The organism is Pinisolibacter aquiterrae (assembly GCF_019160155.1).
Taxonomy (GTDB): domain Bacteria; phylum Pseudomonadota; class Alphaproteobacteria; order Rhizobiales; family Ancalomicrobiaceae; genus Pinisolibacter; species Pinisolibacter aquiterrae.
Genome location: NZ_JAFNIH010000023.1, coordinates 301,750 through 322,219, shown reverse-complemented (window position 1 = coordinate 322,219; position 20,470 = coordinate 301,750). Strand labels below are relative to the sequence as shown.

Here is a 20,470-nt window from a genome sequence, read left to right as displayed (position 1 = left end):
TCGCCGGGCGGGCGTGATCGTCGCGGCGAACGACCTGAAGGGAGGGGCTATGCCGGAATTGGAATAACGAAAATGCAATTCGTAATTGAAGTGCGGGAACGGAAATTCAGCCGGTGGGACTTACGTAGATATAGTTATTCGGATGGGTGGTGACCGTATGCATGTCTCGAATCTTCTCCGTTGGTAGGAAATCGACGCCGAAAACTCCTCCGAGGCGCCGTTGGATACGAACGGGAAGAAAAGCGTTAACCTTCGAGATCCTAGGGTAGGGGCACAGAATCCTCGGGGGTAGTCCTCATGAACATTCACTCCATCGGCATCAGGGTGGTGGCACTCTCGACCGCCTGTGTCCTCACCGCGACCGGAGCGCTTCTGGGTTACGGGCTCGTGGCGAACGAACGCAGCGCGCGTCACGTCGACACGATCGTCAGTGATCTCCTCGACCGCACCAGCCGGGAATCGTTGGAACGCCTCGCGGCGACCGAAGCCGGTGTCATCCGCACCGAGGTCGACAGCGCCTTCGCCGCCGCCCGCAACATGGCACGCGCTCTCGAGACGATCGCCGCCGACGAGTCGAAGGGCGGAGCGCCGCGCGCGCTTCGCCGCCGCCAATTGAACGATCTGCTCCTGCGCGTGCTCGAGGACAATCCGGGTTTCAACGGCACCTACAGCGCCTGGATGCCGGACGCGCTCGACGGCGACGACTTCGAGAACATCGGCGTCGCGAAGGTCGGCTCGGACGGCACCGGCCGCGCCCTGCCGTATTGGACCCGCGACGAGCGCGGCAAGATCGCCCTCCAGCCCCTGGTCGAATACGACAGCCGCCAGCTCCACCCCAACGGCGTGATGAAGGGCGGCTGGTTCCTGAACCCGCAGGAGACCGGCCGGGAGAACATTCAGGCGCCGCTGCCCTATGTGGTGCAGGGCAAGGCGGTCCATCTCGCGACCATGTCGGTGCCGATCCGGATCGGCGGTCGCTTCGTCGGCGTCGCCGGCGCGGATTTCGATCTCTCCTTCGTCCAGAAGCTGGCCGAAAAGGTCGATTCGTCGATCTATGACGGGAAGGCGGAGGTTTCGATCGTCAGCAACGCAGGTCTTGTGATCGCCTCGTCGTCCCATGCCGGCGCGATCGGCGGGGCTCTCGCCGCCGTCGACACGAATGCCGAACGCGACATGGCGGTTCTGAAGCGGGGCAAGGCCGAGATCACCTACGATAAGGCGACGGACGTCCTCACCGTGTTCTCGCCGGTCGCCCTCGGGCGCACCGGGGACGCCTGGTCGGTGATGATCGAGGTCCCGCGCACGGTCGTCATGACCGAGGCGACCGCCCTCTCCGACACCATCGAACAGTCGAGCACCTCCGACTTCTTCAATCAGCTCTGGGTCGCCGCCGGCATCGCCTTCGTCGCTCTGATCGCCATGGCCCTGGTCGGGCGCGGCATCGCCAACCCGATCCGCCGTCTGACCCATGCCCTGGACCGGCTCGCCGCCGGCGAGACCCTGGCGACGATCGACGGCGCCGACCGGCGCGACGAGATCGGTGAGATCGCGCGCGCGGTCGATCGCATCCGCGTCGGCGTCGAGGAACAGGCGCGTGCCAAGGCCCTCGCCGAGGAGAACGAGCGTGGCCGTCGCGAGGTCGAGCGCCGCGAGACCATGAGCCGCCTCGCCGACGAATTCGAACGCACCATGGGCGACGTGGTCACCGGCGTGGTGAGCGCCTCCGGCCATCTGCGCGAGGCGGCGTCGACCATGTCCGGGGCGACCACCCACGTCCAGGCGCAGTCGTCGCAGGCCGCCGTCGCCTCCACCGAGGCCGCCGCCAATGTCGAGACGGTCGCCTCGGCGGCGGAGGAATTGTCGTCCTCGATCAACGAGATCAAGCGCCAGGTCGACGAATCGGCCCACGTCGCCTCGATCGCCTCGCGGGATGCCGAGGCGACGGCGATAAAGGTGCGCGAACTCTCGATTTCGGCCCAGAGGATCGGTCAGGTGGTCGATCTCATCAACAACATCGCCGGCCAGACCAATCTTCTCGCGCTCAACGCCACGATCGAGGCGGCGCGTGCCGGCGAGGCGGGCAGGGGCTTCGCCGTGGTCGCGGCCGAAGTGAAGCAACTGGCCGATCAGACCTCCAAGGCGACGTCGGACATCGCTTCGCAGATCGGCTCGATCCAGACCTCGACCCAGGACTCCGCCGAGGCGATCGTCGGCATCACCGCCACCATCGACAAGATGAACCGCATCGCCGCCGCCATCGCCTCCTCCGTCGATCAACAGGGGGCGGCGACCCGTGAGATCGCCCACAACGTCACTCAGGCCGCCTCGGGCACCCAACAGGTGACGGCCAACGTCGACGCGATCGATCGCGCGGTCGGCACCTCCGCCGAGGCTTCCGAGGTGGTGTTGCGTTCGACGGAGGATCTGGTGCGGCAGTCCGAGACGTTGCGCACCGTGATGACGGGCTTCCTGTCGACCGTCCGGGCCGGCTGAGGCGGTCGAAACTATCGGAACACGGGGACCGAATCCCGGTCGGCGCCCGCCGGCCGGGACTCGCGCGTTCAGACCGCGCGTCCGGTCATCACATAGGCGATGCCCGCCCAGTGACATCCGGCGGCGACGGTCACGAACCCGTGCCAGATCGCGTTCTGGAACTTGAGGCTGTGCCACTTGTAGAAGACGACGCCGACCGAATAGAGCAGCCCGCCGACCGCCACCAGGATCATCGTCGCCGTCGGCAGCGAGGCGATCATCGGCCCGATCGCGATCACCGCGACCCAGCCGAGCAGCAGATAGAGCGCGATCGACAGCCCATCCCACCGGCCCGGCAGAAACAGCTTCAGCGCGCTGCCGCCGAGCGCCCCGAGCCACACGCCGCCGATCAGCACCCACGCCCAGAACCTGTCCTCGAGCTGGGACAGGAGCGCGGTGTAGGTGCCGGCGATCATCACATAGATGGCGGAATGATCGAACCGCCGCAGCAGCCACTTGAGCGGCGACGGCGGTGTCATGTTGTAGGCGAGCGAGAAGCCGAACATCAGGAAGAAGCCGGCCGCGTAGACCGCCAGCGCGATGCCCTCGCTCGCCGTGCCCTGGACGACGAGGCGGCTGAACAGCACCGGAAAGGCGATGATCCCGGCGACGATCGCCATGCCGTGGACGACACCGTCGGCGAGAAGCTCGCCGGCGCTGTAGGGCCGCTTTTCGAGGCGAGGATGGTTTTCCGGCAGCGACATCGGAGGTCTCGGACAGGAGGAGGTCATGGTGGCCATCCTACACCATCCCTTAGGGCAGAAGAATGACCGATGCGTCAGAGAGGTCGCCTTTCACGGGGAATCCTCTTCGGATCGTCGCGACACCGCCTTCGGGACCGCCGCGCCGCGCTCTCTCTTGACTCTCGCCCGCACAAGCGTTCTCTCGCGCCGTCGGGCCGCGCGACGTCCGCGCGGCTCGCCGCTGCGGATGCCCCGCGAAGCCGCACGAAGACGAACGCTCCCACGAGGCGACAGATCCATGACCATCGCTTTCACCTTCCCCGGACAGGGCTCCCAGGCCGTCGGCATGGGCAAGGCTCTCGCCGATGCCTATCCGACCGCCGCTCGCGTCTTCGCCGAGGTCGACGACGCGCTCGGCCAGAAGCTCTCGGCCCTGATGTGGGATGGTCCCGAGACCGATCTGACCCTGACCGAGAACGCCCAGCCCGCCCTGATGGCGGTCTCGCTCGCCGCCTTGCGCGTGCTGGAGGAGAAGGGCGTCTCGGTGGCGCGCGACGCCGCCTTCGTCGCCGGTCATTCGCTCGGCGAATATTCCGCGCTCGCCGCCGCCGGCTCGCTCTCGATCGCCGACACCGCGCGTCTCCTGAAGATTCGCGGCCGCGCCATGCAGGCCGCGGTTCCCGTCGGCGAGGGCGCCATGGCCGCGCTGCTCGGCCTCTCCTTCGCCGATGCCGTCGCCGTCGCCGGGGAAGCCGCGCAGGGTGAGATCTGCCAGGCCGCCAACGACAACGCCGACGGTCAGGTCGTGGTCTCCGGCACCAGGGCGGCGATCCAGCGCGCCGTCGAGATCGCCAAGACCAGAGGCGCCAAGCGCGCCATGATGCTGAACGTCTCCGCCCCCTTCCATTGCGCCCTGATGCAGCCCGCCGCCGACGCCATGGCCGAGGCACTGGCCGGCGTGACGATCGTCCGTCCGGTGGTGCCGCTGATCTCCAACGTGCTCGCCGCCGCCGTCTCCGACCCCGACGAGATCCGTCGGCGTCTGGTCGAGCAGGTCACCGGCACCGTGCGTTGGCGCGAGAGCGTCCAGGCGATGGCCGCCCACGGCGTGACCCGCCTCTACGAGATCGGTTCCGGCAAGGTCCTGACCGGCCTCGTCAAGCGCATCGTCGACGGCGTCGAGGGCGTCGCCGTGAACACCCCCGACGACGTCGAGAAGATGGTCGTCGCGCTCGTCTGAGGCGCGACGCGGGATCCCGAAACTGCGAGGAGACACCTCATGTTCGATCTGACCGGCAAGGTCGCTCTCGTCACCGGCGCGACCGGCGGCATCGGTGCGGCGATCGCCAAGGCGCTTCATGCCCGCGGCGCCACGCTCGCCCTCTCCGGCACCCGCGAATCGGTGCTCGAGGCGCTGAAGAGCGAACTCGGCGACCGCGCCGAGATCTTCGTCTGCAATCTCGCCGACCGCGCCTCGGTCGACGCCCTGGTGCCCGCCGTCGAGGCGAAGCTCGGCAAGGTCGACGTCCTCGTCAACAACGCCGGCATCACCCGCGACAACCTCTTCATGCGCATGAAGGACGAGGAGTGGGATCAGGTGCTCGAGGTCAACCTCGGCTCGACCTTCCGCCTCTCGCGCGCGGTATTGAAGGGTATGATGAAACGCCGCTTCGGACGCATCGTCTCGATCACCTCGGTGGTCGGCGTCACCGGCAATCCCGGGCAGGGCAACTATGCCGCCGCCAAGGCCGGCATGATCGGCATGTCGAAGTCGCTCGCCCAGGAAGTGGCGAGCCGCAACATCACCGTGAACTGCGTCGCTCCGGGCTTCATCGCCACGCCGATGACCGAGGCCCTGAACGACAAGCAGAAGGAGGGAATCCTCGCCGCGGTGCCGGCCGGACGCCTCGGCAAGGCCGAGGAGATCGCCGCGTCCGTGGTATTCCTGGCCAGTGACGAGGCATCTTACGTGACCGGCCAGACACTTCACGTCAACGGCGGCATGGCCATGATCTGATTGAGGAAAAGCCCCGAGAATACGGGCTTTTCCTCGCACTTTCCGGACATTTCGGGTCACTGGTCAAGCCTGGGAAAGTGTGCTAGCAACCACCCCGGTCCCGCCGTGAGAGGCGGGATCGCAAGGCCGGGACGGCAGGGATGCGAGAGCATCGCCGCCTCGGTGACACGACGATCACGAGGGTCGACGGGACTGCCCGCGACCCCGAGCCGGGGGGTTGGATCGTCGTTCGGCCTGCGGATCAAACGAGGCGCCCAAGGGCGTCGCGGCGCAGGGCGAGAAGGGTGTCGGAGACGGTCGAGGCGGAGTGCCTCCGTCGTCTCGTCGGACGCCCGGCGTCGGACGCGAAGGCGTTCCGCCGTCGTCTTGGAGTTTCGTATCGGGGCGCCGACGGCGACGTCGGTGTTTTCGGGGTCGGTTTATCCTGTTCTGGGAAGAAAAACACATGAGCGACATCGCTGAACGCGTGAAGAAGATCGTGATCGAGCACCTCGGCGTCGACGCCGAGAAGGTGACCGAGAACGCGAGCTTCATCGACGACCTCGGCTCCGACTCGCTGGACGTGGTCGAGCTGGTCATGGCGTTCGAGGAAGAATTCGGCGTCGAGATTCCGGACGATGCCGCCGAGACGATCCTGACCGTCGGTGACGCGGTCAAGTTCCTCGAGAAGAACGTGGCCGCCTGAGGCCGGTTCGGGGTCGTCTCCGCGTCCCGAGGACGGGGAGCGAGCCCATCGGGATTCGTGACGAAAGCGAACGCCGGCCCTCGTGGCCGGCGTGCATACGTTGGGCGACGAGTTTCGAGCACCGAGCCCGACCGTCGAACATGCCTTCGATCGCGATCGCACCGAGGTCTCCCTCGGTGTTCGCGACGGTCGGGGGCGTCGGCCGTTTCGGCCGTCTCCGGCGATCGGATCGGGACGCCTTCGGCACCGTCGGCATCCGGTGATCGGCACCTTCGAGGGCGGATGCGCGCTCGAGACGTCGATCCGGCCGATCCGCCGCCTCGTCCCCGAATCGTCGGTCGTCCGCCTCGCGCCCGCGCGACGAGGGGGTGGCCGTGAGCGCAGTCTGACGGGTAGAGAACGAGGTGGCGCGATGCGTCGAGTAGTCGTCACGGGTCTGGGAATGGTCACGCCGCTCGGCTGCGGCGTCGAGGCGACGTGGTCGAACATTCTCGCCGGCAAGAGTGGGGCGGTTCGCATCACCGACTTCGAGGTCGACGATCTCGCCTGCAAGATCGCCGCGCGTATTCCGCGAGGCGACGGCACCGACGGCACCTACAATCCCGACCTCTACATGGACCCCAAGGAGCAGCGGAAGGTCGACGAGTTCATCGTCTTCGCCATGGCCGCCGCCAAGGAGGCGCTGGACGACGCCGATTGGCATCCGGCCACCCACGAGGATCAGTGCGCCACCGGCGTCATGATCGGCTCGGGCATCGGCGGCGTCGGCGGCATCTACGATGCCTCGATCACGCTGAAGGAGCGTGGCCCGCGCCGCGTCTCGCCGTTCTTCATTCCCGGCCGCCTGATCAATCTGGCCGGCGGTCACGTCTCGATCGAACACGGCCTCAAGGGCCCGAATCACGCCGTCGTCACCGCCTGCTCGACCGGCACTCACGCCATCGGCGACGCCGCCCGCCTGGTCGCCTTCGGCGATGCCGACGTGATGGTCGCCGGCGGCGCCGAGAGCGCCGTCAACCGCCTGTCGATCGCCGGCTTCGCCGCCTGCCGCGCGCTGGTGACGGCCTTCAACGACGACCCGACCCGCGCCTCGCGCCCCTACGACAAGGACCGCGACGGCTTCCTGATGGGAGAGGGCGCCGGCGTGGTGGTGCTCGAGGAGCTGGAGCACGCCAAGGCGCGCGGCGCCAAGATCTACGCGGAAGTGATCGGCTACGGCATGTCCGGCGACGCCTATCACATCACCGCGCCGTCCGAGGACGGCGACGGCGCCTTCCGCTGCATGACCGCCGCGATCAAGCGCGCCGGTATCACCCCCGGCGACATCGACTACATCAACGCCCACGGTACCTCGACCATGGCCGACGGCATCGAGCTCGGCGCGGTCGAGCGTCTCCTCGGCAATCATGCAGCCGACGTCGCGATGTCCTCGACCAAGTCGATGACCGGCCACCTGCTCGGCGCCGCCGGGGCGATCGAGGCGATCTTCTCGATCCTGGCGATCCGCGATCAGATCTGCCCGCCGACCATCAATCTGGACAATCCCTCGGTCGAGACCGCGATCGATCTCGTGCCCCACACCCCCAAGGCGAAGAAGATCGACGTCACCCTGTCGAATTCCTTCGGCTTCGGCGGCACCAACGCCACGGTGATCTTCCGCAAGCCGGAGTGAGGCGAGGGAGACGACGGCCCGCTCACGGGCCGCCGCGAAGCGCATGCGCGGACGACGACGGAGGGTTTTCCCCCGCCGTCCCCCGACTCGCCGCCGGGCGACTTGCCCCGAGGCGGCGAACGGGCTCAGATGCGCCCGTCGACGGAGACGCGTCGGGCGGGATTCGCTCGAGGCCGACCACGAGGATCGACCGGAACCGCGATCGAGATGCGCCGGATCGTGGTTTCGCCACGTTCGTGCCGTCGTCTCGCCGCCGAAACGGGGTCGATTCGACCAATCGAGCCGCGAGGTGTCATGACGTCCGAACCCAACCAGCCGACCCCCGGTGAAGCCGAGACCGCGCCGCGTTCCGAGACGCCGGCGGTGACGGAGACCGCGCCCGAGACCCGGGCCGAAGCCCCCTCCGAGACGCGCGCCGAGACCGGCCGCGCGCTGCCCAAGAGCCCGCGCGCCGCGATCGAGCCCTCCGAGGTGCCGCCGCCGCCGAAGCGCTCCAAGGCCGCCCGCAGTTCGACGGTCAACTTCCTCAACGCCATCTTCTCGGTGATCACCGTGATCGTGCTCGGCGCCGGCGCCTTCGCCTGGCTCGCCCAGCAGCGCTACGGCGCCAAGGGACCGCTGACCGCGCCGGTCGTGGTGGTGGTCCCCAATGCCACCGGCACCGGCGCCATCGCCGATCTCTTGGAGAAGCGCGGCGTCATCACCGACGCCACCACATTCTCGCTCGCCGCCAAGTTGAGCGGACAGGCGGAGAAGCTGAAGGCGGGCGAATACGAGTTCGCGCCCGGCCTCTCCATGCGCGAGGTGATGGAGGAACTCACCGAGGGCCGCACCGTCCAGCACCGCATCACCTTCCCGGAAGGCTGGTCGAGCGAGCAGATCGTACGTCGCCTCCTCGAGGATCAGATCCTCCAGGGCAAGATCACGGTCATTCCCGAGGAAGGCTCGATCCTGCCGGAGACCTACAGCTACTCGCGCGGCAGCACCACCCGCGAGCAGATCCTCGACCAGATGAAGAAGGCGATGGAGCGCCGCGTCGCCGACGCCTGGGCCCATCGCTCGCCCGGCCTGCCGCTCGCCTCGCCCCGTGAGATGGTCATCCTCGCCTCGATCGTCGAGAAGGAGACCGGCAAGGCCGACGAGCGTCCGCGCGTCGCCGCCGTCTTCATCAATCGCCTGCGCAAGGGCATGCGGCTCGAGACCGACCCGACCGTGCTCTACGGCCTCTACGGCGGCAAGGCCTGGCTCGAGGGCCGCACCATCCTGCGGTCCGACCTCGCCTCGCCCAACCCCTACAACACCTATCGCATCCAGGGTCTGCCGCCCGGACCGATCTGCAATCCCGGCCGCGCGGCGCTGGAGGCGGTGGCCAATCCCTCGCGCACCAACGAGCTCTTCTTCGTCGCCGACGGCACCGGCGGCCACGTCTTCTCCGAGACGCTCGAAGAGCACAATCGCAACGTTCAGCGCTGGCGCTCGATCGAGCAGGGCCGCAAGGCGAGCGAGGCCGCGCGTCCGCCTCTTGCGCCGGCGACCCCGGCGGGGCAGAACGGCAACTGACGGTCGCGCCCGCCGGAACCTCGTTCCGGCGGAGACCCCTCTCCGCAGCCGAAAGACGGGATCGATGACGCTCGACAGCATGACCGGCTTCGCCCGCAGCGACGGCAGCCACGACGGCCAGCGATGGACCTGGGAACTGCGCTCGGTCAACGGCAAGGGCCTCGACGTGCGCCTGCGCCTGCCGCCCGGCCTCGACCGCCTCGAGGTCGCCGCCCGCAAGCGCATCGGCGAGAGCCTGACCCGCGGCAACGTCCAGGTGTCCCTGACGGTGACCCGCGAGGGCGGCGCGACGACGCTGCGCATCAACGAGCAGGTGCTCGACGCCGTGCTCGCGGCGATGAACCGCATCGCCGACCGCATCGACGCCGCCGCGCCGAGCCTCGACGGCATCCTGGCGCTGAAGGGCGTCCTCGAGACGACCGAGGTCGAGGACGACGAGGTCCAGCGCGCCGCGCTCGACGCCGCGCTCCTGGCCGGTCTCGAAACCGCCGTCGAGGGCCTCGCCGCCGCGCGTGCCCGCGAGGGCGAGGCGATCGGCCGCGTGCTCGCCGCCCAGATCGACGAGATCGAGCGCCTCACCGCCGCCGCCGAGGCTCATCCCGCGCGCACGCCCGAGGCGATCCGCGCCCGCCTCGCCGAACAGGTCGAGGCCCTGCTCGGCGCCGTGCCGGCGCTCGATCCGCAGCGTCTCGCCCAGGAGGCGGTGCTGCTGGCCACCCGCGCCGACATCCGCGAGGAGCTCGACCGGCTCACCACCCATGTCGCCGAGGCGCGCCGCCTGATCGGCGGCGGTGGCGCCGTCGGCCGCCGGCTCGATTTCCTGACCCAGGAATTCAACCGCGAGACCAACACGCTCTGCTCCAAGGCCAACGACCGCGAGCTGACCGCGATCGGCCTCGACATGAAGGCCGTGGTCGATCAGCTGCGCGAGCAGATCCAGAACATCGAGTGAGCCCCGCCATGCGCGCGCAGTCCTTCGCCGGCCGTCGTGGCCTCGGCTTCGTCCTGGCCTCGCCCTCCGGCGCCGGCAAATCGACCCTGTCGCGGTTGCTGATCGAGCAGGATCGCGAGATCGCGCTGTCCGTCTCGGTGACGACCCGCGCCAAGCGCTCCTCGGAGATCGACGGGGTCCATTACCACTTCATCTCGAGGAACCGATTCCAGGCGCTGCGCGATCACGGCGAGCTGCTGGAATGGGCCGAGGTGCACGGCAATTTCTACGGCACCCCGCGCGAGGCGGTCGAGCAGGCCTTCAGCGCCGGTCGCGACATCCTCTTCGACATCGATTGGCAGGGCACGGTCCAGGTCAAGGAGAAGCTGCCCGAGGACGTGGTGGCGATCTTCATCCTGCCGCCGTCGATGAAGGAGCTGGCGGCCCGACTCCATCGCCGCGCCGAGGACAGCGAAGAGGTGATCGCCAAGCGGCTCGACAACGCCAAGGTCGAGATCGCCGAATGGCGCCGCTTCGATTACGTCATCGTCAACGAGGACCTCACGCGCGCCTATGACGACGTCAAGGCGATCCTGCGCACCGAACGCCTGAAGCGCTTCCGCCAGACCGGGCTGGAAGGTTTCGTCGAGGGATTGCTGGCGGAGGGGTGACCCCGTAGGGCGGATCGGGCGAAGCCGCAATCCGCCACACTCCACCTCACGGCGCTTTCGTCTTCCCCGCGACGAGCGCATTCGCCAATCGCACGAACCCGGCGACGTCGATCTCCTCCGCCCGTCGGGTCGGCTCGATCCCGGCGGCCGCGAGCAGGGTCGCCGGATCGATCCCGAGCCCCTTCAGCGACTGCCGGAGCATCTTGCGGCGCTGCCCGAAGGCCGCCGCCACCACCCGCTCCAAGACGTCCGGATCGACCGCGAGCGGCGTCTCGCGCGGGATCAGCCGCACCACCGAGGAGGTGACCTTCGGCGGCGGCGTGAAGGCCGAGGGCGCGAGATCGAACAGGATCCGCGCCTCGGTCCGCCAGCCGGCGAGAACCCCGAGGCGGCCGTAGTGATCGTCGTCGGGCGTCGCCACGATCCGTTCGGCGACCTCGCGCTGGAACATCAACGTCGCCGACGCCCACCACGCCGGCCACGGCTCGGCGCGCAGCCAGCCGACGAGCAGCGGCGTCGCCACGTTGTAGGGCAGATTGGCGACCAGACGCGCCTGTTTGCCGCCGCCCTGTTCGGCGACGATGCGGCCGATGTCGACCTCGAGCGCGTCGCCCTCGATCACCTCGAGCCGGCCGGGATAATGCGCGGCGATCTCGGCGAGCGCGGCGAGACAGCGCCGGTCGCGCTCGATCGCCACCACCTTGCCCGCGCCTTCCGCGAGCAGCGCCCGCGTCAGCCCGCCGGGACCGGGACCGACCTCGACGATCAGCGTGTCGGCGAGCGGCCCGCCGGCCCGCGCGATGCGGGCGGTGAGGTTGAGGTCGAGCAGGAAGTTCTGCCCGAGCGACTTCAGCGCCGAGAGCTCGTGCCGCGCGATGACGTCCCGCAGCGGCGGCAGATCGTCGATCTGCGCCATCACGCCGCCTCGCTCATCGACGCCGCCAGCCGGATCGCCGCGATCAGGCTCTCCGGCAGCGCCTTGCCCGAACCGGCGATGTCGAGCGCCGTGCCGTGGTCGGGCGACGTCCGCACGAAGGGAAGCCCCAGCGTGACGTTGACGGTCTCGTCGAAGGCGATCGTCTTGACCGGGATCAGCGCCTGATCGTGATACATGCACAGTGCCGCGTCGTAGGTCGCGCGCGCCCGGGCATGGAACATCGTGTCGGCCGGCAGCGGCCCGCGCGCGTCGATGCCCTCGGCGCGCAGGCGCTCGACCGCCGGGCGGATCACCTCGATGTCCTCGCGGCCCATCGCCCCGTCCTCGCCGGCATGGGGATTGAGCCCGGCGATCGCCAGACGCGGCGCCGGAAGGCCGAAGCGCCGGCGGAGATCGGCGGCGACGATGCGGCCGGTGGCGACGATCGTCTCGGCGTCGAGGGTCCGTGCCGCCTCGGCGAGCGCGACGTGGACGGTGACCGGCACGGTGCGCAGATCCGGCCCCGCCAGCATCATCACCGCCCGCCACGCGACGCCGTCCGGCGGCGGGGCGATCGAGGCGGCGAGGGCGCCGAGGAATTCGGTATGGCCGGGATGGGCGAAGCCGACCGCGTAGAGCGCGTGTTTGTGCAAGGGATTGGTGACGATCGCCCGCGCCCGTCCGGCCGCGACGTCGTCGACCGCCCGTTCGATCGCCGCGATCACCACGGCCGCGTCGATCGGATCGAGCCGGCCCGGTTCGCCGACCGTCGGCAGACCGAGATCGACCACCGGCAGCGCGCGGTCGAAGACCTCCAGCGCCTCGCCCGGAGCGACGGCGACGATCGGAACCTCGAGCCCGAGCCGGGTCGCGCGGCGGCGATAGAGCTCGACCGCGCCGATCGCGTAGAACGGCGGCAGGGCGTCGGCGTGGCGCCGGAGCCATGCGGCGAGCGTCACGTCGGGCCCGATTCCGGCCGGCTCGCCGCAGGTCAGCGCGAGGGGGAGGGGGGCGCTGCGGGGCGTGGACGACGGCACGGCGGCGGGCCTCAACGGCGATAGTCGATGACGGCGATGCGGCGCAGATCGTTGATGTAGCGCCGGGCGAAGACCTCGCCCTCCTGGGTGCGCAGCTCGTCCTCGACCTTGGAGCGGACCTCGAAGTCGCCGCTGAGATCGCGCTTGCCGCAGACGGCGATCATCTCCACGCCGATCGGCGTGCGCATCGGCTTGGCGAGCCGGCCGACCTCGACGCCGCCGAGCAGGCCGCGGAACTGCTCGGGCAGCTCGTCCTCGGTGCGCTTGCCGAGGTTCTTGACCAGGGCTTCGTTCATCGGCTTCACCGCCTCGACCAGCTGATCGCAGGAGGTGATGCGGCTGCGCAGGCCCTCCGCCTCGCGCATGCGGGCGCTCTCGCTGCCGCCCGCCTTGGGGATCACGAGCACGACCTGCTTCAGCGAATATTCGACGGTCTTGCCGTCGCCCTTCGCCGCCGCCTTGCCGGCGTCGGTCTTCTTGGCGAGGGCGTCGACGATCTGCGAATCCGAGATCGACACGGTGCGCTGGAAGCGCCCCACCACCAGCTGCTGCCAGATGATCTGGACGCGCAGACGCTCCTTGAGGTTCTTCGGCGAGATACCCTGCTGCGACAGGCCCTGGGCGAGCGTCGCCGGCGAGATCTTGAGGCGGCCGGCGATCGAGGCGAAGGCGGCGTCGACCTGCCCGTCGCTGGCCTTGATGCCGACGCGTTTGGCCTCCTGGAGCTTCAGCTTTTCCTCGATCAGCTCCTCGGTGGCGGCGCGCTCGACCGAGGCGGCGCTGGTCCGGCTGGTCAGGCGCAACAGCCGCGCCCGCTCGGCGATCTCGTTGGTGGTGATCGGCTCGCCGTTGACGACCACCCGGATCTTCGACGCCGCCGATGCCGGAGCGATCGCGGCGAAGCCGAACCAGACGGCGCAGGCGAACACGGCGAGGGCTGCGGTGAGGCGCGGTGACATCGACATCGTGGCAATCATCCCTGAACTGGTGGCGCGGCCCGCGTCTCCTCGCGGCCGCCGGCGAAGACGAGACTCTCGCGCGTCGAGGGCTCTTCCTGCAAGGCCGAAGTGGCGGAATCGTGATGTTCTGCCGCTTTCGCCTCAGTTGCTGGAGGCGAGCGAGTTCGACAGGCTGCCGTCGCCGAGGGTCCTGAGGCCGAACCGCAGGAACACGGTCTGATCGTGGATCTGCTTGTTCACGCCCCCGTCGAGCGACCAATAGGTCGATTCGGCATAGGCGACGGAGATCGAGAAGCTGTCGTTGTCGTAGCCGATGCCGGCGTTGGTGCCCGACACGAAATGGTCGATCATGTCGTAGCGGACGCCGCCGAAGAGGCGCCACGTCGGCGACAGACGCAGATTGGTCGCGGTCTGGATCTCCGAGCGCTCGCGCTCGAGCGCGTCGCGCACGGCGGTCGCCGCCGCCCCGTAGGTCGTCGCATATTGGGTGAGCAGGTCGTAGACCACGTCCGGCGTGCGCTTGTAGGCCCAGGTGACCGAGGCCGACAGCGGCCCGGAGGTGCCCGACGCCTTGATGTCGGAGCGCTCGAGCCGCCACGTGTCGGCGGCGAAGCGCGCCTGAGCGCCCATCCGGAAGCCCATCGAACTGTCGATGGTCAGACCGCCGACCCAGTCGGAGGCATTGGTCTCGAGGCCGGAGCCGAAGGCCGACAGCGGCACCGGATTGCCCAGTTGGGCCTGCCGCAGCAACTCGTCGTAGCCGGGATAGACGAAGGAATTGACGCCCGACAGCAGGTAGGAGCGGCCGAACAGCGCCGACAGCGATCCCCCCGACGGCCCGTGGAACGAATAGCGCCCGCCGAGATTGAGGCGGGTGCCGCCCTCGGCGCGGTCCCAACCGGAGAACTTGTCGGTGCGGAACAGGGTCGTGTCGTCGAAGACGACGCTCTGGGCGTCCTCGTTTGGCAGGCGCCCGACCCATTGCTCGCTCGGCCGGATCACCAGCTTGGCCATCGGCGAGAAGGTGTGGGCGCCGATCGAGCTGTCCATCACGAAGGGATAGGCGTAGTCGAGCGCCACCGTCGGCGTGACGCGGCCGAGCGTGCCGTTCTGGACGAAGTCGACCAGCGAACGGTCCTCGGAGTGCGTGTAGAAGACGTCGCCGCGCAGGCTCGCCGACGGCGTGAACACTTGGCCGATCGGATCGATGAACTGGCGCCGCCATCCGACCATGCCGGAGAGCCGAGAGAAGGTGCCGGCGATGCCGTAGACGCGGCCGGCCGTGTCGATGTCGGTCCGGGTGCGCGACAGGCTGGTCACGTTGAGATGGCCGGAGACCTCGCCGCCCAGCACCGACTGCTCGAGCACCTTGTCGTAGTCGATCACCGGATGGACGACCGGCTGCTTGTCCTGGAGGCCGGAGCCGGCGCCGAACAGCAGCGGGTTGTTGAGCCGGTCGAGACCGTTGTCGTCGTTCAGCACCGTGAACTTGTAGGCGCGCGCCTCGAAATAGGACTTCAGCCCCTCGCCCTTCAGGAACACGGTCGAGACCGAGCGATCCTGATCGGAGGTGGAGAGGTGATACTGGTCGAGGAAGCGGCGATCGGTGACCTCGGTCACGTCCCAGCCCCACGACCACTGGTCGCCGAGGGTGAAGGTGCCGGTGGTGTTGAAGCCGCCGCGCACGCGGCGATCGCCGCTGGTCGCCACGAAGGCTTCCGGATGGAGCTGCGAGATCGCCCAGCCGCGCGCCGTGATCAGGCCGCTTTCGACGCGATGGCGCACCTCGACGTCGGCGAGCAGGCCCTGGCGCGACATCGCCACCGGCTGCAGGGTCGCGTCCCAGTTCGCCACGGGCGCCCAGTAGAACGGCACCTGGATGCCGAGGCCGAGCGAGCCGGAGTTGATCACGCGCGGCAGCAGGAAGCCGGTCTTGCGCCGCTCGGAGGGGTCGGGATGCATGAAGAACGGCACCCAGGCGATCGGGGTCCCCAGCATCTCGAGCTTGGCGTCTTCGTAATAGACGGTCTTTTCCTGCTGATCATGGACGATCTTGGCCGCCTTGATCTGCCAGAACGGGGGTTTCGCCGGCTCGTTGACGCAGGTCTGACAGGCCGAATAGACGCCCTTCTCGAACACCGTGATGTTGCCGCCGGTGCGCGTCGCGCTCTCCGCGGCGAAGCGCGAGCGATCGATCGTGTCGATGCGCAGCGACTCGACGAACCCTTCGGAGAACCCTTGGGTGACGTCCATCTTGGTCGCGGTCAGGACGTTGCCGTCCTTGTCGACCAGCCGCGCGTCGCCCTCGGCGACCACCCGCTGGGTGTCGCGCAGATAGGTGACCTTGCGCGCGGTCAGCACGTTGCCCTTGTAGTAGATCGCCACCGCGCCGGTCGCGGTCACCGAGGAATCGCGATCGTCGTAGACGACCTGATCGGCCTCGACGACCATGTGGTCGCCGGCCGGCAGCGTCGGCGTGGTGGTTCGCGGACCGCCGGCGAGCGCGGCGGTGCCGGTCGACTTGACCTTGGCCGCCTCGGCAGGGACCGCGAGGAAGAGCGCGAGAAGAGCGGTGGAGACGCCGGCGGCGAGCCCCGCGAGGCGGCGCCGGCCGGACACGCGAGCCATTTCGGGTCTTCGCACGAGGACGGTGCGGGTCATGTCTAGCCGTCCTCCTGGTGCAACAGAACCGTGAATCCGATCGAGGAGGCGACCACGGCCGGCGTCCAAGCGGCGAGCAGCGGCGGAACGATACCCGCTCCGCCCATCCCTCGGGCCACCTCTCCGGCGACATAAAGCACGAAGCCGGCCGCGACGCCACCGAGAATCATGCTGCCGATGTTGCCGAAGCGGAACACTCGCAGAGAAACCGTCGCGGCGATCAGAACCATCGCCACCAGGAGCAGCGGACGCGCGAGAAGCAATTGATATTGAAGTTCGAATTGGAAAGCCGGCAGACCGGCCGCGCGCGCCGTCTCGATGAAGGAGGGCAGCGCCCAGAACGACACGGTATCGGGCTCGGTGAGGCTCTCGCCGATCTGTTCGGCCTTCAGCCGGGTCGCGACCAGAAGGTTGTCGTGATGCTCCGGCGCCTCGCCCGCGCGAAAGACCCAGGCGTCGGCGAGTCGCCACCGGCCGGGCTCGTGATCGGCCGTCGCCGCCTCGATGCGGGAGTGGAAATGCCCGCGTTCGTCGAACGTGTGCATGGTGACGCCGGAGAGGTGCAGACCGCGATCGGTGGCCTGCCGGGCATGGACGATCGATTCGCCGTCCTCGCCGTTCTGCCGCAGCCAGACCTCGCGCATGGTGTCGTCGGCGCGGCGCGGCGCGTTGCCGGCGAGCTGGGTCTGGAGACCTTCCGACCGGCCCTTGAGATGGGCGGCGAGCGGATTGTAGGCGATCGTCGACAGGATCCCGACCGTCAGCGCCACGGCGATCGGCGGCGCCAGGAACTGCCACACCGAAATGCCGGCCGCCCGCGCCACCACCAGCTCGAGCTTGCGCGACAGCGCCAGAAGCGCCGCCATCACCCCGAACAGCGTGGCGAAGGGCAGCACCTGCTCGGAGAAGGCGGGAATGCGGAAGAGCGACGCCGCCAGCGCCGTCGACCACGAAAAGGTCGCCCGGTCGATGTTGGCGCGGACCATGTCGAGGAAGTCGAACAGGAACACGATCAGGAAGGCGATCGCGAAGATCGACGCCACCGCCAGAAAGGTCCGTTTCGCGAAGTAGCGACCGAGAGTGGGGCCGATCACGGCGTCTCCTCCCGTTCGCCGGAGAGGCCCAATCGATCGGCGAGGCGGCGGGCGACGGCCCCGACCCGTTCGGAGATCGCGTCGAGCCCGCGCGCCACCACCCCCGGCAGCGCCACCTTGCGGTCGGTCGCCACCACCATCAGCGCCCAGCCGATCACCCCGAGCGACAGCCCCCAGGCGAGGCCGACGGCGACGTCGGAGGTGCCGGCCGCGCTGGTCGCGGCGAAGAGCCCGCCGCGCATCACGCCGACCGCGGCGATCGTGCCGACGATCGCCATGCCGCGTCCCTCGCGGGTGGTGCGGGCGTCGCCCAGCGCCAGGAAGCTGAGGAGGGCGAAGGCGATCGGCAGCAGCGGCTGGGTCAGCCGGTCGTGCAGTTCGGAGCGCAGCCGTCCGGCGTTGTTGCGAGCGTATTCGTCGGGCCGGCTGCCGCCCAGGCTCCACAGTTCCGCCGTCGAGCGCTCGCTCGGCCGGAACACCGGCGAGGTCGTGGTCGGCGTCATCGCCGAGAGGTCGAAGGCATAGGACTGGAAGTCGATCAGCGACAGATTGCCGTCGGCGGTCGTGCGCCGCTGGATCACGCCGTCGCGCATGACGAGCAGGGTCTTGCCGAACATTTCGACGATCGAGGCCTGATCGGCGATGTAGGTGAAGGCGATCGCCGGGTCGCGCGCGTCTTCCACGAAGAGGCCGCCGAGCGAGCCGTCGGGCGCGCGCGAGCGGATGTGGAAGGTCAGGTTCTTCTCGATGGTGATGAAGCGCCCGGGCTGGACGATGTTGGCGACGACGTCGACGTTGATCCGCGCCAGGTTCTCCCGCAGCGTCCGGAGCGCCGCCGGCGAGCCCCAGGTGGAGAGGAACAGCATCGTCGCGGCGACCAGCAGCGCCAGCGCCAGCAACGGCTTCAGCACCACGAAGCGCGACGCGCCGGAGGCGTTGAGCACCACCAGCTCGCTGTCGGCGTTGAGGGTGTTGAGGGTCTGGATACAGGCGATCAGGAGCGCGAAGGGCGCCACCACGATCGTCAGGAACGGCAGCGCCAGCGCGGTGATCTTGAAGAAGACGAGCAGCGCCGCGCCCTTGGCGGTGACGAGATTCATCTGTCGGAGCGCCTGCGTCGCCCAGACGACGCCGATCAGCGCCCCCAACGACATGAGGAAGGCCCCGGCCGCACGACGGAAGATGTATCGCTCGATGAGCCGCATGCTCTTCCGTTCGTCCTCCGTCCCCTCGTGCGGGCGGTCTCTCTCGACCGACCCGCGCGCGTCCATGCTCCACCCGGGAAGCTTCTTAGCACCGACTGGTGCCGCGATCATGCCCCGGACGGTGCTTCGTCCCCGAGGATCCATCAAGCTCCGAAATGCCTAATGGATTGCTTGGAAAGATGGTTAACGCCGTGGTGCGGCGCAACGGCAACGCCGGCCGCGCCGTCTTGGCGCTTGCCGAACCGGCTCCGGCGTTCCATCTTCTGCCGCACCGAGGCGCCTTCGGGGCTTTCCGCTCCCCGCGCCGACCCCTCCCGGAGTATCTCGTCGATGTCCCGACCCACGATCGCCTTCGCCAAGCCGGAAGCCCCCGCGACCGGCACGCTCGTCGTCCTCGTCGCAGAGGATCTGGCCCTGCCGCCGACCGCCGCCGCGCTCGACGCGACCTGCGGCGGGGCGCTCGGCCGGGCGATCGCCAAGGCCGCCTTCAAGGGCAAGGGCTTCGCCACCCTCGACGTCGTCGCCCCCGCCGGCTGCGATCTCGATCGCGTCGTCCTGGTCGGCCTCGGCAAGCCCGCCGATCTCTCCGAGAAGGATTGGCTGAAGCTCGGCGGCGTGGTCGCCGGCAAGCTGATCGATCTGAAGGTCGCCGCCGCCACGCTGCTGCTCGAGCGCGCCGACGGCGAGGGCATCGTCGCCGAGCGCGCCGCCGACGTGGCGCTCGGCGTGCGCCTGCGCGCCTATGCCTTCGACGGCTACAAGACCAAGAAGAAGGACGACGACGACAAGGTCACCCTCGATCTCACCCTCGCGCTCGCCGATTCCTCCGCCGCCAAGAAGCTGTGGAAGGCCCGGGTCGAGCCGATCTCGGACGGCGTGACGCTCACCCGCGACCTCATCTGCGAGCCCGCCAACGTCCTCGGCACCGAGGAGTTCGCCGCCAAGGCGAAGAAGCTCGAGAAGCTCGGCGTCGAGGTCGAGATCCTCGGCGAGAAGGAGCTGAAGAAGGCCGGCTGGAACGCCCTTCTCGGCGTCGCGCAAGGGTCCAAGCGTCCGCCGCGCGTGGTGATCATGCGCTGGAACGGCGGCGCCGAGGGCGAGGCGCCGGTCGCCTTCGTCGGCAAGGGCGTGGTGTTCGACAGTGGCGGCATCTCGATCAAGCCGGCCGCCGGCATGGAGGACATGAAGGGCGACATGGGCGGCGCCGCCGTCGTCACCGGCCTGATGCACGCGCTCGCCTCGCGCAAGGCCAAGGTCAACGTGGTCGGCGCCATCGGCCTCGTCGAGAACATGCCCGACGCCGGCGCCCAGCGCCCCGGCGACATCGTCACCTCGCTCTCAGGCCAGACCATCGAGGTCATCAACACCGACGCCGAGGGCCGTCTCGTGCTCTGCGACGTGCTGTGGCACGTCAAGGAGACGGTGAAGCCCGCCGCCATCGTCGATCTGGCGACGCTGACCGGCGCCATTCTGGTGGCGCTCGGCAAGCTCAACGCCGGCCTCTTCACCAACGACGACATCCTCGCCGAGCGCCTCACCACCGCCGGCCTCGTCACCGGCGAAACCGTGTGGCGGATGCCGCTCTCGGCCGACTACGACAAGCTGATCGACAGTACCTGGGCCGACATGAAGAACACCGGCGGCCGCGACGCCGGCTCGGTGACGGCGGCGCAGTTCCTCAAGCGCTTCGTCGGCGACGTGCCCTGGGCGCATCTCGACGTCGCCGGCACGGCGATGGGCTCGCCCTCGACGGACCTCAACAAGGCCTGGGCCTCGGGCTGGGGCGTGCGCCTGCTCGACCGCCTCGTCGCCGATCACTACGAGAAGTGAGGGGAGGGGGCGGAAAC

General features: G+C 69.0%; 16 protein-coding genes. 9 read left to right on the top strand and 7 right to left on the bottom strand.

The features are described from left to right. The first annotated feature begins 297 nt into the window (after nucleotides 1–297). A complete protein-coding gene (locus J3S89_RS09160; RefSeq protein ID WP_217927179.1) occupies nucleotides 298–2,493 on the top strand; it encodes a methyl-accepting chemotaxis protein in 2,196 nt (731 codons plus the stop codon). 68 nt (nucleotides 2,494–2,561) lie between these two features. Here J3S89_RS09160 and trhA read toward each other — a convergent pair whose 3' ends face one another. Beyond that, complete coding sequence (gene trhA / locus J3S89_RS09155) at nucleotides 2,562–3,236, bottom strand: PAQR family membrane homeostasis protein TrhA (RefSeq protein WP_217927178.1); 675 nt, start codon at nucleotides 3,234–3,236, stop codon at nucleotides 2,562–2,564. A gap of 277 nt (nucleotides 3,237–3,513) precedes the next feature. Here trhA and fabD point away from each other — a divergent pair, with 277 nt between their 5' ends. From fabD to gmk, 7 genes are all read left to right on the top strand, one after another. Beyond that, nucleotides 3,514–4,455 (top strand): ACP S-malonyltransferase, encoded by a 942-nt coding sequence (gene fabD, locus J3S89_RS09150; protein WP_217927177.1) that lies wholly within the window; start codon nucleotides 3,514–3,516, stop codon nucleotides 4,453–4,455. Nucleotides 4,456–4,494: 39 nt separating this feature from the next. Then, the gene (gene fabG / locus J3S89_RS09145) at nucleotides 4,495–5,232 is read left to right on the top strand and encodes a 3-oxoacyl-ACP reductase FabG (protein ID WP_217927176.1); all 738 of its coding nucleotides are present in this window, start codon (nucleotides 4,495–4,497) and stop codon (nucleotides 5,230–5,232) included. Nucleotides 5,233–5,677: 445 nt separating this feature from the next. Continuing rightward, nucleotides 5,678–5,917 carry an acyl carrier protein gene (locus J3S89_RS09140; RefSeq protein ID WP_217927175.1) on the top strand — a complete coding sequence of 80 codons (240 nt, stop codon included), beginning with the start codon at nucleotides 5,678–5,680 and terminating at the stop codon, nucleotides 5,915–5,917. A gap of 412 nt (nucleotides 5,918–6,329) precedes the next feature. Next, nucleotides 6,330–7,589: a beta-ketoacyl-ACP synthase II gene (gene fabF / locus J3S89_RS09135; RefSeq protein ID WP_217927174.1), complete on the top strand. Its 1,260-nt coding sequence runs from the start codon at nucleotides 6,330–6,332 to the stop codon at nucleotides 7,587–7,589. 294 nt (nucleotides 7,590–7,883) lie between these two features. Further along, complete coding sequence (gene mltG / locus J3S89_RS09130; protein ID WP_217927173.1) at nucleotides 7,884–9,149, top strand: endolytic transglycosylase MltG; 1,266 nt, start codon at nucleotides 7,884–7,886, stop codon at nucleotides 9,147–9,149. Nucleotides 9,150–9,213: 64 nt separating this feature from the next. Then, the gene (locus tag J3S89_RS09125) at nucleotides 9,214–10,101 is read left to right on the top strand and encodes a YicC/YloC family endoribonuclease (RefSeq protein ID WP_217927172.1); all 888 of its coding nucleotides are present in this window, start codon (nucleotides 9,214–9,216) and stop codon (nucleotides 10,099–10,101) included. Then, on the top strand, nucleotides 10,098–10,751 hold the full coding sequence (gene gmk / locus J3S89_RS09120; RefSeq protein WP_420801290.1) for a guanylate kinase: 654 nt from the start codon (nucleotides 10,098–10,100) through the stop codon (nucleotides 10,749–10,751). The genes J3S89_RS09125 and gmk overlap by 4 nt, the downstream gene beginning before the upstream one ends. A gap of 46 nt (nucleotides 10,752–10,797) precedes the next feature. Here gmk and rsmA read toward each other — a convergent pair whose 3' ends face one another. The 6 genes from rsmA to J3S89_RS09090 form a co-directional block, all read right to left on the bottom strand. Continuing rightward, nucleotides 10,798–11,667 (bottom strand): 16S rRNA (adenine(1518)-N(6)/adenine(1519)-N(6))-dimethyltransferase RsmA, encoded by an 870-nt coding sequence (gene rsmA, locus J3S89_RS09115; protein ID WP_217927170.1) that lies wholly within the window; start codon nucleotides 11,665–11,667, stop codon nucleotides 10,798–10,800. Next, entirely contained in the window at nucleotides 11,667–12,704 is a 1,038-nt protein-coding gene (gene pdxA / locus J3S89_RS09110; protein ID WP_217927169.1) for a 4-hydroxythreonine-4-phosphate dehydrogenase PdxA, read from the bottom strand. The genes rsmA and pdxA overlap by 1 nt, the downstream gene beginning before the upstream one ends. An 11-nt stretch (nucleotides 12,705–12,715) precedes the next feature. Beyond that, nucleotides 12,716–13,669, bottom strand: coding sequence for a SurA N-terminal domain-containing protein (locus J3S89_RS09105; RefSeq protein WP_217927168.1), 954 nt, complete (start codon nucleotides 13,667–13,669; stop codon nucleotides 12,716–12,718). Nucleotides 13,670–13,804: 135 nt separating this feature from the next. Beyond that, a complete protein-coding gene (locus tag J3S89_RS09100) occupies nucleotides 13,805–16,291 on the bottom strand; it encodes an LPS-assembly protein LptD (protein WP_217927167.1) in 2,487 nt (828 codons plus the stop codon). 35 nt (nucleotides 16,292–16,326) lie between these two features. Then, on the bottom strand, nucleotides 16,327–17,418 hold the full coding sequence (lptG, locus tag J3S89_RS09095; protein ID WP_217927166.1) for an LPS export ABC transporter permease LptG: 1,092 nt from the start codon (nucleotides 17,416–17,418) through the stop codon (nucleotides 16,327–16,329). After that, entirely contained in the window at nucleotides 17,415–18,623 is a 1,209-nt protein-coding gene (locus tag J3S89_RS09090; RefSeq protein ID WP_217927165.1) for an LptF/LptG family permease, read from the bottom strand. The genes lptG and J3S89_RS09090 overlap by 4 nt, the downstream gene beginning before the upstream one ends. A 330-nt stretch (nucleotides 18,624–18,953) precedes the next feature. Between J3S89_RS09090 and J3S89_RS09085 the strand changes: the two genes are divergently transcribed. After that, on the top strand, nucleotides 18,954–20,453 hold the full coding sequence (locus J3S89_RS09085) for a leucyl aminopeptidase (RefSeq protein WP_217927164.1): 1,500 nt from the start codon (nucleotides 18,954–18,956) through the stop codon (nucleotides 20,451–20,453). The last annotated feature ends 17 nt before the right edge of the window (nucleotides 20,454–20,470 follow it).

Coding starts and splice junctions, on each gene's coding strand:
- J3S89_RS09160 (WP_217927179.1), top strand. CDS start 298: ATGAACATTCACTCCATCGGCATCAGGGTGGTGGCACTCTCGACCGCC.
- trhA (WP_217927178.1), bottom strand. CDS start 3,236: ATGTCGCTGCCGGAAAACCATCCTCGCCTCGAAAAGCGGCCCTACAGC.
- fabD (WP_217927177.1), top strand. CDS start 3,514: ATGACCATCGCTTTCACCTTCCCCGGACAGGGCTCCCAGGCCGTCGGC.
- fabG (WP_217927176.1), top strand. CDS start 4,495: ATGTTCGATCTGACCGGCAAGGTCGCTCTCGTCACCGGCGCGACCGGC.
- J3S89_RS09140 (WP_217927175.1), top strand. CDS start 5,678: ATGAGCGACATCGCTGAACGCGTGAAGAAGATCGTGATCGAGCACCTC.
- fabF (WP_217927174.1), top strand. CDS start 6,330: ATGCGTCGAGTAGTCGTCACGGGTCTGGGAATGGTCACGCCGCTCGGC.
- mltG (WP_217927173.1), top strand. CDS start 7,884: ATGACGTCCGAACCCAACCAGCCGACCCCCGGTGAAGCCGAGACCGCG.
- J3S89_RS09125 (WP_217927172.1), top strand. CDS start 9,214: ATGACGCTCGACAGCATGACCGGCTTCGCCCGCAGCGACGGCAGCCAC.
- rsmA (WP_217927170.1), bottom strand. CDS start 11,667: ATGGCGCAGATCGACGATCTGCCGCCGCTGCGGGACGTCATCGCGCGG.
- J3S89_RS09105 (WP_217927168.1), bottom strand. CDS start 13,669: ATGTCGATGTCACCGCGCCTCACCGCAGCCCTCGCCGTGTTCGCCTGC.
- J3S89_RS09100 (WP_217927167.1), bottom strand. CDS start 16,291: ATGGCTCGCGTGTCCGGCCGGCGCCGCCTCGCGGGGCTCGCCGCCGGC.
- J3S89_RS09090 (WP_217927165.1), bottom strand. CDS start 18,623: ATGCGGCTCATCGAGCGATACATCTTCCGTCGTGCGGCCGGGGCCTTC.
- J3S89_RS09085 (WP_217927164.1), top strand. CDS start 18,954: ATGTCCCGACCCACGATCGCCTTCGCCAAGCCGGAAGCCCCCGCGACC.